We start from the raw sequence: 9,653 nt of genomic DNA, 5'->3' as shown, positions 1-9,653 counted from the left end.
ATTAATCACATATTTATCAGTATATAAAGTATATTGTAAGTGTTTCTTATTAGGCCTAATATTATAACCATTCACAAGCACCCTATTTATATATCTTCTACTTAATTCACTGATTTATAAACTATTTGCAAAAATTTATATTGGTCGAATACTGCTATAAAAGCATTCAGTTTACCTTGATTTCGGTGTTGAATGCCCTTTTATTTAACTATCTACACATTTAATATAAAAATATTAGTGTTTTTATTGCCTATAAAACAATCATTTTATCTTATTTACCAGTTATATTTTTTTGGTTAAATAGAGCAATTTTACGTTTATCTTGTGTTTAAATTTCATATCTCTAGCTTAAATAAAGACCTACTTCTAATTATGGCGACTTGAAATATTCTATCTTTGTATTAGATAAATCAACGCTGTTAACTGTTTTTTTACTCCACAGTAAAGATATTTAAATGACATTTTAAATTCGATATTATTTTAATTTCTAATTACTTTTTGTAGCCTGTAAAGTGCTTTATTTACTCGATTAAATATCAGTTTTAATTGTTTTTCTCAAAGCTAATGCATTCTATTTATAACGTTATACTTGTAGTTATTGTTTCATCAATGAATTGGGGGAGATAAATAACCAGTGTTTTATTATTAACCAATAAATCGTAAGGTATTGTTATTAAATAAATTTATAATTTTCTATTATATATTTTCATTTAAAAACGCTTTTATTTCTTTATTTAACTGTTTATGAAAATCGACTCTATTGAAACCAACTTGATCTGTAGAAGGCAAAAAATGAGGGCTAGACATTGATTTTGGAAATGGACTTAAAAATGAAAAATGCCCTGCATTATCCACCACTTTTGAAATGACTTTTTCTTTATCTATTATTCTATTTATGACTAAATCAGCTGTTCTTTTGTGCCAGCCGTTCTCTAATGGAAAATCATGCTCAGCAGTTAACATTAAAATAGGTAAATTGACATTATTTAATGTCCCTTCTGGTGTAAACCATTCTGTTGCCGGAGCTAATAACACTAAGGCATCGATACGTTTATCATGCTGTACTATTACTTTCTCATGACTCTCTGTCCATGGTTGACCGCCTGCAGCAGCTAGTACGGTATAACCTCCCATAGAATGACCAATAAGAGCGACTTTATCTGTAACATTCGCTGCAAATACTGAGTCAGCATATACACTATTTAACGCTAAACTAATATGTTTAGGCCTCATTTGTAAATTTTCTAACGCGCCCTCCAACGTATTATTATGAGTATTATTTCCATAATGTTCTGGCATTGCAACGATATAACCATTCTCTGCTAGGTACTCTGCGATTGTTAGGTACCCCAAATGGGTTCCGCCCGTTCCATGCGATATGATCACTACTGGTAATCTTTCCTTAATAATCTTCGCATCAAGCGTAGATTCTACTGTATAAGGGCCAATTATCACTGGTTTTGCTGGCTCATAGCTTGGGTACATGACCAATAATGGAGATGAAATACTCCTCTCTTTATCTACTATCTTTAAATGACGGTGGCCCACATAATGTTTCAATTTATTATCCTTATATTATAGATAATCTTCATATTAACTTCTCAATTCAGCTTCTTAACAGATCAAGCAATGGCCATTTTATTAATGAGAAAAACAGTTATTAAATCACTTATTTAGCCGTTATAAATGTTTTGCAGTGTAATGATACACTCATTTACCTGTTCATGATTTATCATTAAATCTGGTATTATTCGTCTTTTACTTGGAGATTGCTTGTTAGTGAATCACTCGAAAATACTATCAATACAGTTAAATAGTTTTGTGCGTCGTGTTGATAATAAACAACAAGTTTTAGCGTTAGTTAGCCAACACCAATGTACTTTAAAACGTATTCGTCGTTCTCAAAACTGGTTATTAAGTGGTAGTGAATCACAGTTAACTTCGTTAATACCTTTGTTAACCGAACTTCAACTATCTTGGGTTAACCAGGCGATTGTAAAAGGTCTCCCTAAGCCTAAAGTCGATTTTCAGCAGTTGATTACTTCTCATCCTGAGATGACATTAAATAAATTAATTGCACAAACAGGCTGTTCGCTGGCCGAGGCTCGAATTGCTTTTGATCTTGCAGAAGATTTTAGTGATTAGTATCAGCACCCTATTTTCGGAATGTGCGGCCATTGAGTAGTGTATTGAGGTGTTAATAATTCTCTGCGCATTGCCCAACTTTCTTGTATTCCCTGCGCTGCAAAAAATACGCTGTTAGTACCATAACGCTGGTTAATTCCATCTAATACATTCATTAATGATGGATTAGGTTGATCAGCATTAAACAGATCAAATTGTTGATGTTTTGCGTTGCTTAAATTTAACAATCCAACACCCACTTTATAATATCGAACACTGGCATTAAATAGCTGCTCCATGCATTCACTCAGGGCATTAAGCAATTGTGAAGTATCATTTGTTGCGTGGCAAAAATGAATAATTACTTTATAACTTGCTGGCATCGGGTCAAAGGGGCTGCTAGATGCAAAGGCTAATAATGTACCGCATAGGGACCCCTGTTGCCTGGCTTTTGCTGCTGCAATGGCGATATGTTTTGCTAGAGCTTGATGTAAATGTTCAATATTGGTAATGCGTTCTCCGACACTACGCGTTGAAAAAATTTGTAATTTATCGGCTCTCACTCCATCCCATAACTTGCATGAGATTCCATTTAATTCATTAATTGTTCGCTGTAGTTCAACATTAAATAAGCTTTTAGGTAAATATTTTAAGTTAGTTTCCCTGAGTTTCTGTACGTTGTTAATACCTTGTTCAGCAAGTTTCTTATTGGTTTTACTACCTATTCCCCAGACATCAATAGGAGATAATTGATCAAAGACTTGTTGTATAAAGCTAGGGTCATCAAGTACACATACACCTTTAAATCCAGGCCATTTTTTCGCAACGTGATTGGCAACTTTTGCTAGGGTAAGGGTTTTTCCTATACCAACGCAAACGGGTAATCGAGTTTCTTTCCAAACTGCTCGACGAATTTTTTGTGCATGATCTGCTAAATGAGGGATTGGTTGACTGCAATCATTAAAATCTAAAAAAGCTTCATCAATGGAATAGATATGTTGCTCAGGTGCAAAGCGCCCTATTACTTGCATCATTTTATGTGAGAGGTCAGCATATAGTTCATAGTTTGATGAGCAAACAATAATGCCCGTTCGTTCACACAAGCCACGTGCTTTAAAATAGGGTTGAAACTTTTTAATCCCTAATGCAGCCGCCGCTTTATTGGCCGCAACGATACAACCATCATTATTAGATAGCACAATAATAGGTTTACCACGCCACTCAGGGCGAAACACTTGTTCTGCACTACAATAAAATGAATTGGCGTCGACTAAGGCAAACATTATAGTGTTGCCGCTAACAATTGACTGGCTCGATGACAGCGAATGGAGCGAATGACCACCCCCTCTATGGTGAACTGATCATCTTCATTTATCGCAATAGCCTTATATCTAGGATTGGCAGATAATAGTTGGCGGCCGCCAATATCAATGAGTTTACAGATGAACTCTCCATTATAATTTGCCACGATCACATCATTATTTTTGGCTGTCAAGTGCCTATCCACAATCAGGATATCACCACTGTATATACCAACACCCTGCATAGAATGACCATCAGCTTTGCCAATAAAAGTTGCGCTTGGATGCTCTATTAATAAAGCATCCAGGCTTAATGGGAGCTGTAAGTAATCACTTGCAGGACTTTCGAATCCGGTAATACCGGCACTTGCTGTAATAGGGATAAATTTCATAGCTACTTATAATTTAACTGTATAAAAACACAGTTAAATTATAGGGCACTTTATTAGAAGTACAAGAGGAAAAGTTTTAAAGTGCTTTTTTACACGCATTCCACTCACGTTATACAATGATATTTAGGCTTAATTATTCGCTAACAATGACCGATTAAAATCAGTCACTAACCTTGTTCCACATTATAGTCGACGCCTGGTTAAACTAGATGCAGATCAAAACCTAACACAAGATTTAGATAGTCACCCTATCACTGCTACTTTTGAACTTAATGATGGTTCCGATTCGCCAAAAACAGAAGTAGTGAAAGAAAAATACATTGTAGGAACAGGTGGTGCCAGAAGCTCTGTTCGTCGTAACCTATCAATTGAATTAAAGGGTGATTCTGCGAATAAAGCCTGGGGTGTAATGTATCTATTATTAGTGACAGACTTTCCAGATATTCGTGTTAAAAGCTTTATTCAATCAAAAGAGTGTGGTGCGGTAACGACCATTCCGCATGAAGGTGGATATTTAGTTAGCTTTTATATTGAGCTTGGGTTATTAAGTAAAGATCAACGTGCAGGATACCAAACCTTACCGCTGAAGATGTGATCGCAAAAGCCCAACAAATTAAGCATGACTCTATTGCTGCATCAAAAGCGAAATTAGGTGAAAAAACATTAGGTTGGTTTGTTCACTATCTAACAGGCATTGTCTATGCGCTATTGTTAGTAGTGTTTTATGGTCAAACTAACTTGTCTCACATTACCTCAACTGTTACCAGCCTTATTGATTGGATTGGTTACCGTAGTTGCTCCATTTTTTATTATGCAACCCGGCATGAGTGCTGGCATTGCATCATCGAAGACAGCATATTTAATACAATAATAGTGATTTAACTCTAATTCTATTTGTAAACTAACCGACATATAAATGAAAAGATCGCGCTCCCATCTTTTAGGGTGGCACGATCTTTGACTGTGTGATCTGATTAGTTACTATTTTACCAATAAATCTAATCGTTTCATTTGTTATTATTCTGAGATGGAAGACCACTCGTTAAATAATGCTTCAGCTAAGTTTTCATCGCTTAACATCAAACCAAAAGATTCGTTATAGTAATCGTTGTATACAACTATGTTGTCATCTGTCAGGTACTTAACGAACGTTACATCACGGTCTCCATAATCATTACCTGTATACAGAGTTAAGAAACCATCATCATCTAATGACCACTCAAAGGTTGCCGTTTCACCGTCTTCAACAATAACAACCTCTTCATCGGAGAATGTTAGTGCAGCATATGTTGGTGTTGCTACCGTTGTACCTGATGAATCATCAAAAATCAGGTAAAGTGTATTGCCAACAATTTCATCTCTATCCCATAGGCTAGTCGCAGTTTCTAAGGTTGAATCAACCATCACGGTTAAGTCTTTACCTGCTAATGGCACAGATAGCGCAATGGTACTATTTACATAAATAAACTGATCTGTCGCAGAGTCACTATCTACGCTAGTTGTTAAAAAATCACCTTCAGTGCTATAAGTAAATGTAAAATTATCTTCACCACTGAAAGAGCCTGTTCCATCCTCTGAAAACATAGCAACAGAGCCACCTTCTTGAGAATAATATTCAGCATTCAAGCTAATAACAGAAAGGCCGTTTTCATTGATCAAAAAATCTTCTAATTCAGTGATAGCCGTTTCAGTAGATAAACTACCATCATCAAGCACAACAACATTTTGTTCACTTAAATCAATATCGCTATTAACAAGCTCTTCATCAATGTAGGTCTTTACTTCCGTTGCTTGTGTCAATAACTCACTCGCATTGTTTTCTTCAACACTTTCTGACAATTGTGTTACTAGGGTTTTTGCAATAATAGCAACACTTGCTTGGTCTTCATCAGTTGATGACACATAGTCACCTTTTACTAAATCAACACTGACACCTAAATCAGCAGCTATATCATCGATAGATTTAGTATCGTCAAGCGCATCTAGAGTCGTGTACGGTGTAATAACTGCATCAGCACCAGTGCCGATATCTGTGATCATTTGGTAAGTAGTTCCAACGTAACCTACCCCATCTGCATCGCTAGTTTGACCTGCGATGATAGTCGCAATAAGTTGACCAGAATCAGTTCCATCAGGAATAGTAATCAAGCCATTATCATCCGTTGTGCCGATCACTTCACAGTCTGTTGCACCTTCAGCTAGGTAACACACTTCAGCATTGCTTAGGTAACCATCTATAACACGATACTCTGTGGCACTGGCTGTTGTGGTTTCAGTCGAGCTTGAATTTGTATCATCAGAAGAGCTGCTATTTGAAGAGCTACCACAAGCAGTTAATAAACCGGCGATGGTCAGAGCAAGTAACGTTTTTTTCATCATCAATCCTTAGGGGGCTTTAACATTAATCAAACTGCTATTAGATTTGAGCATATTTGATATTTAAAGCTAAATTACCTAAATATGATTACTTCAAATAGTGACGTAAAAAACTGAAAAAACCACATAAAAAAATAACAATTTATTGAATTTTTAATTTAATCCATGATTTAGCAAAGCGCAGATCGTTCTCAACGGTTCGCAAAGAGATAGATAATAACCTGGCAATGGCCTTGTTTGATTGTTGCCCATAATAACGTAACTCAACCACTTCAGCTTGGCGTGGATAATCTTTTGCTAAAGAGGTTAAGTGAGATGATAAAGATGACAACTCATAAAGTTGTTCAATACATGGCCCAGGTTGCATTAATGCATCAACAGAATCTAGATGTGTTTTATCTGGATTCCTAATATCCGCAGTGACTAATTTCCTGTAATTATCAATAAAGGTATTTCTGACCGTGGCATTAAGATAGCTGTAAAACTCCCGCAATGTATCAATAGGTAATCTTGACTCCGCTTGTAGTAATCGTTCATATGCATCATGTACGAGATCAGTGGCTGTTTGACAATAAATGGCGGTATTTGCATCATTTGGCAAATTTTTATGATATTTAATAGCAATCTCTTTAATTTTGCAATAAGCCATTCCCATCAATACATTAGTCGATTCAGTTTCTTTATTTTGCCACCCCTTTACGAGGTTTTTTAATTCAACATCTTTCATTATTTATATCTTTTATTATGTGAGTCAGATTACCCTGATGCGTTGTCATAAAATATATTTAGTGAGTCATTTTTTCTACTAAATACCATCGGTTAAAAATATAATTTGCTAAGAATTTGTTATCTGTCATTAACGAAAACATGCCTGACAAATTGTTTTGAACCAGTTTTAGCTCATGATCTTCACTATAGGCGTTTAAAGGTAGAAAAAGTGGTTGTTGATCTGAAAAGTCTAAAATCAGCATATTCTGTTTAAGGTACCAAGGGACTTTTTTAATTAAATTAGCAATTTGTAGTGTCACAAAAACAGGGTCAAACTGCATTTTCATTAACGTCGCTTTTGCTTTCCCATCTGACTGAACACTGCGATCATAAATATGATACCAAGTCTTTCCCATTAACCCTTCAGCGCTCCATGTAGGGCTGACGGTCGACTGCATTTGATTGTGGTGAGATAGTATCGTTAACTTAGCGTCTTTATCTGAAAGAAATAAAGCCGTTTCATCTGTTAAGTAAATAAGTGAATCACGACTAATGTTATGACTCAATAGATCACTGGTTGGCTTTAAAAGCTGCTTGTTATTTTCATGAGTTAGGTGGTTAGTAACAGGATATGTCTGAACAAAATCCTCTAACTTCTTTGACGTTGTTGTTTCATAGCGCGTTGTTAAGTATTTACTAAATAGTGATTGCAGCAATCGTTTGCTTTTAGCTAGCCGATCTATCGGTTCAGGATCATAATAAAAACTACTCTTTATCGCGTGATGAGTTGCATTGAATTCAATACCCTTTTGAGTTGTTTGTCTGTGTAGATTTTGTTGTATGTATTGTTGCCAATATTTGCTTTTTAGTTTGTTGAATAGAGCCAAATGCTCTAATTGATTACTCACAGTTGTGGATTTGAAGGAACTAGCATTAACCCATAAATGATAAAAATGAGCTTGGTTTTCTGTCACAGGTAAGTGACTGTTAGCGATAAAAGATAATTTATCTTTTAATACTGATAATTTATTGCTGATGGCATCATAATCTTTATTGTCTAACAATGAAGTTAATAACCTAGCTCCCGCTTCAAAAGCAATATCGGTATTATTAAGTAAACTAAAGCGGTCTATGATTTCAGCATATAACTGTTGAGACTTGATTCTTTCTCCTATGCTTGCATAGTGATTCGCTAAACTTAATTGAATACCTGATTGTTTATCAAGATCTAAGTTTAAAGCTGAAGAAAACTGCTCAAACATAATCGTAGATTGCTTTTTTTCGTATTGTACTTGTTGATATTGCGTCAATAAGTTAATCATTAACAAACTACAAAAAACAACAACGCATAAGCAAAGTAAACTACTTATTGGCCGTCGCTTAACCACCAACTTTTTAAATCTATAGAGTGTATTCGCGGGGTAACTGCTGATCACTTGGTTATTAAGGTACGACTCAATATCTTGTTGTAACTGCCATACAGCTTGGTATCTATCACTTGCAGAATCGGCCATTGCTTTGTTAACTAAACAAGTTAATTCTCTATCTTCTTTTTGAGAAGCAAGCACTGAAGATTTAATTATTTTACTGGCTATCGCACCTAATGCATAAACATCACTACTGACGCTAGGCCCCTCGCCTTTAACTAACTCTGGGCTGGCATACCCATTACTAACACCATGAAATTTGTTAACGGGAGTAAGTGCTGCAGATTGACGCGAGGTAAGCATTTGTGAAATACCGAAGTCCAACACTTTAAGTTGTAATTTATCATCTATGACTAGGTTATCTGGTTTTATATCGCCATGAATAACATGTTGCTGATGAGCATATTCTATCGTTTCACATAAATCCCTATACACGGATAATTTTAGTTTTAAAGGGATTAGGTGATCATCAAAAAAATTACTTCCCTTTGCTCCCTGTATATACTCCATGACAATGTAATGCTGGCCAGACTCTGTAACACCTGCATCAATCACGGCACAAATATGATGCTGTTGTAATTTAGCCATTACGTTAGCTTCATATACTAGTTTTGTAGTGTCTAATGTTCCCTTTAATAATGGAGAGATAACCTTGATTGCCACAGTTTGTGCGAAAATCCCATCGATGCGTGAGGCTTTAAATACCGTCCCCATACCACCTTTGCCTAATACGTCAGTTAATTGATAAACAGAGATAGTATCGCCAATCTGTAATAATTCTTGATAGGCAGTGCTTTCCAATAAAAGTTGACTGGATAGAGTAAAATCTTGGTCGTCTTCCTTCAACATTTCAAGCAATTGTGTAGTAGCTTGCTGCGAAATAGGTTGAGAACGTACAAATGATTCTCTTTCATTGATAGGTAATTGAATAGCTTGTATATAAAGTTTATATAACATTTCTTCGGTTATCTTAATTGTGCATGACGATGTTAAAGGCACAATTAAAAAAGCAATTGCCACTGAATAACATCCTTATTAATCAATATGTTATATTTATACACTCAAATAGGATAAAGGCAACAGAATATTCTGGTTTTAGATTTGGTTGGTTAATTCTTGACGTTAATTACCATTAAATAAAGATGTGGGTTAAAAAGTTGGATTATGGTTTAATACCAATCATAGTAAGTAACTGATCTATTTTACTTGTTAAAACAACTTATTTTTTCGTTGTAAGTTTCGTATAGGGAACAACCATTTACATCAACTTACGCCTCAAACTAAGCCATTTTTCCGGCGCAAAATTTAGATCAGTTATTTAATAC

Annotated in this window: 9 protein-coding genes; 3 read left to right on the top strand and 6 right to left on the bottom strand. The window is 35.3% G+C overall.

Annotated features, from left to right (window positions below; all coding sequences use genetic code 11):
• Nucleotides 1–696: 696 nt before the first annotated feature.
• On the bottom strand, nucleotides 697–1,560 hold the full coding sequence (locus DS885_RS07900; RefSeq protein ID WP_220149671.1) for an alpha/beta hydrolase family protein: 864 nt from the start codon (nucleotides 1,558–1,560) through the stop codon (nucleotides 697–699).
• Nucleotides 1,561–1,779: 219 nt separating this feature from the next.
• Here DS885_RS07900 and DS885_RS07895 point away from each other — a divergent pair, with 219 nt between their 5' ends.
• Complete coding sequence (locus tag DS885_RS07895) at nucleotides 1,780–2,145, top strand: ribosome recycling factor family protein (protein ID WP_220149670.1); 366 nt, start codon at nucleotides 1,780–1,782, stop codon at nucleotides 2,143–2,145.
• Between the two features lie 2 nt (nucleotides 2,146–2,147).
• Here the strand turns inward: DS885_RS07895 and DS885_RS07890 are convergent, their stop codons facing one another.
• Nucleotides 2,148–3,407: a Y-family DNA polymerase gene (locus DS885_RS07890; RefSeq protein WP_113818892.1), complete on the bottom strand. Its 1,260-nt coding sequence runs from the start codon at nucleotides 3,405–3,407 to the stop codon at nucleotides 2,148–2,150.
• The gene (locus tag DS885_RS07885) at nucleotides 3,407–3,817 is read right to left on the bottom strand and encodes a LexA family protein (protein ID WP_113818891.1); all 411 of its coding nucleotides are present in this window, start codon (nucleotides 3,815–3,817) and stop codon (nucleotides 3,407–3,409) included. The genes DS885_RS07890 and DS885_RS07885 overlap by 1 nt, the downstream gene beginning before the upstream one ends.
• A gap of 196 nt (nucleotides 3,818–4,013) precedes the next feature.
• On the opposite strand from DS885_RS07885, the gene DS885_RS17625 reads away from it, so the two are divergent.
• Both DS885_RS17625 and DS885_RS17930 read left to right on the top strand, forming a co-directional pair.
• On the top strand, nucleotides 4,014–4,412 hold the full coding sequence (locus tag DS885_RS17625) for an FAD-dependent monooxygenase (protein WP_220149672.1): 399 nt from the start codon (nucleotides 4,014–4,016) through the stop codon (nucleotides 4,410–4,412).
• Nucleotides 4,409–4,699 (top strand): DUF2938 family protein, encoded by a 291-nt coding sequence (locus tag DS885_RS17930; RefSeq protein ID WP_220149669.1) that lies wholly within the window; start codon nucleotides 4,409–4,411, stop codon nucleotides 4,697–4,699. The genes DS885_RS17625 and DS885_RS17930 overlap by 4 nt, the downstream gene beginning before the upstream one ends.
• 135 nt (nucleotides 4,700–4,834) lie before the next feature.
• On the opposite strand, the gene DS885_RS07875 is transcribed toward DS885_RS17930, so the two are convergent.
• The 3 genes from DS885_RS07875 to DS885_RS07865 all read right to left on the bottom strand — a co-directional run bounded on the left by DS885_RS07875 (nucleotide 4,835) and on the right by DS885_RS07865 (nucleotide 9,285).
• Complete coding sequence (locus DS885_RS07875) at nucleotides 4,835–6,193, bottom strand: hypothetical protein (protein ID WP_113818890.1); 1,359 nt, start codon at nucleotides 6,191–6,193, stop codon at nucleotides 4,835–4,837.
• A 142-nt stretch (nucleotides 6,194–6,335) separates the two neighbouring features.
• Complete coding sequence (locus tag DS885_RS07870; protein ID WP_113818889.1) at nucleotides 6,336–6,920, bottom strand: sigma-70 family RNA polymerase sigma factor; 585 nt, start codon at nucleotides 6,918–6,920, stop codon at nucleotides 6,336–6,338.
• 58 nt (nucleotides 6,921–6,978) lie between these two features.
• A complete protein-coding gene (locus DS885_RS07865) occupies nucleotides 6,979–9,285 on the bottom strand; it encodes a serine/threonine protein kinase (RefSeq protein ID WP_147232339.1) in 2,307 nt (768 codons plus the stop codon).
• Nucleotides 9,286–9,653: the final 368 nt, after the last annotated feature.

Source organism: Psychromonas sp. B3M02, from assembly GCF_003318165.1.
Taxonomy (GTDB): domain Bacteria; phylum Pseudomonadota; class Gammaproteobacteria; order Enterobacterales; family Psychromonadaceae; genus Psychromonas.
Note: the sequence above shows the minus strand (reverse complement) of the source record. Positions and strands in the feature narration are given on the sequence as shown.

Bases quoted from the DNA above. Each gene is read 5' to 3' on its own strand.
- DS885_RS07870 (WP_113818889.1), bottom strand. From the start codon at position 6,920: ATGAAAGATGTTGAATTAAAAAACCTCGTAAAGGGGTGGCAAAATAAA.
- DS885_RS07890 (WP_113818892.1), bottom strand. From the start codon at position 3,407: ATGTTTGCCTTAGTCGACGCCAATTCATTTTATTGTAGTGCAGAACAA.
- DS885_RS07875 (WP_113818890.1), bottom strand. From the start codon at position 6,193: ATGAAAAAAACGTTACTTGCTCTGACCATCGCCGGTTTATTAACTGCT.
- DS885_RS07865 (WP_147232339.1), bottom strand. From the start codon at position 9,285: ATGTTATATAAACTTTATATACAAGCTATTCAATTACCTATCAATGAA.
- DS885_RS07885 (WP_113818891.1), bottom strand. From the start codon at position 3,817: ATGAAATTTATCCCTATTACAGCAAGTGCCGGTATTACCGGATTCGAA.